At 75.0% G+C, this 1,075-nt stretch carries 1 pseudogene; it reads left to right on the forward strand.

The annotated features are described in order from the left end of the window. Positions 1–232 precede the first annotated feature (232 nt). Positions 233–1,075: pseudogene (locus HMPREF0731_RS25825) on the forward strand (hypothetical protein); the annotation flags it as partial.

Consider the following 1,075-nt stretch of genomic DNA (forward strand, 5'->3'; position numbering starts at 1 on the left):
CCGGTGCCGCAGCCGACATCCAGCCAGGGGCCGGGCGGCGGGGCGCCGTCGCGCAGCGCCGCCTCGGCGCGGGCGCGCAGGGCGCGGTACCACCACATCCCGTCCTCGGCCCGGTCCATGAGGCTGTATTCGATCGCGTCCACGTGATCCTTGTGGCAGCGCCCGCGTCCTGCCGCAATGGGCTGCGAGGGAAGCGCCATCGCCGCCTTTCCCGGCCAGGATTCCGCCCCGCATGCGCCTGCCCGCCCACCCTGCCCCTCCCCCTGTCCAGGCCGCCGGAACGCGCCCGGCAAGCTGGCCGCTGCGGCTGGCCGCGCTGCTGCCGGCGCTGGGCTTCCTGGCGGTGGTGCTGGCGCCGCCGCTGAACCCCGACGTCGCCGCCGTGCTGGATTTCGCCGGCCGGATGCGGGCGGGGGAGGTGCTCTATCTCGACCTGATCGACATCAACCCGCCGCTGATCTTCCTGCTGAACCTGCCGGCCGCCTGGCTGGCCTCGGTGACGCCGCTCGCCGCGTCCCAGGCGCTGGTGCTGACGCTGCTGCTGCTCTGCGCGCTGTGCTGGGGGCTGTGCCATGCCTTGCGCGACCGCGCCGCCGGCCCGGCCGAGCAGGCGGTGATGGCGGCCATGCTGCCGCTGCTGCCGCTCTCCGCCGGCCAGGATTTCGGCCAGCGCGAACAGCTCATGGCGCTGCTGGCGCTGCCCTATCTGCTGCTGGCGGAGCGGCGCATCCTGGGCCGCGCCACGCCGGCCGCGCTGGTGGCGGCGGTGACGCTGCTGGCCGGCATCGGCTTCGCGCTGAAGCCGCATTTCCTGGCCGTCCCGGCGCTGGTCGAGGCGGTGGTGCTGCTCGCCCGGTTCCGCCGCCAGGGCTGGGCCCGGCCGCTCGCCGACCCGGTGCCCTGGGGCATGGCCGCGCTCTGGCTGGCCTATCTGGCGCTGATCCACTTCGCCTTTCCCGCCTACTTCCGGAACATCGTGCCGCTGGTGCGGGACTGGTATCTGGACCTCGGCGGCGCGCCCTGGTGGGCGGTGCTGCTGACCGCGCCGACCGGCAGCGCCGCGGTGCTGGCCATC

It is taken from the genome of Pseudoroseomonas cervicalis ATCC 49957 (genome assembly GCF_000164635.1).
Taxonomy (GTDB): Bacteria; Pseudomonadota; Alphaproteobacteria; order Acetobacterales; family Acetobacteraceae; genus Pseudoroseomonas; species Pseudoroseomonas cervicalis.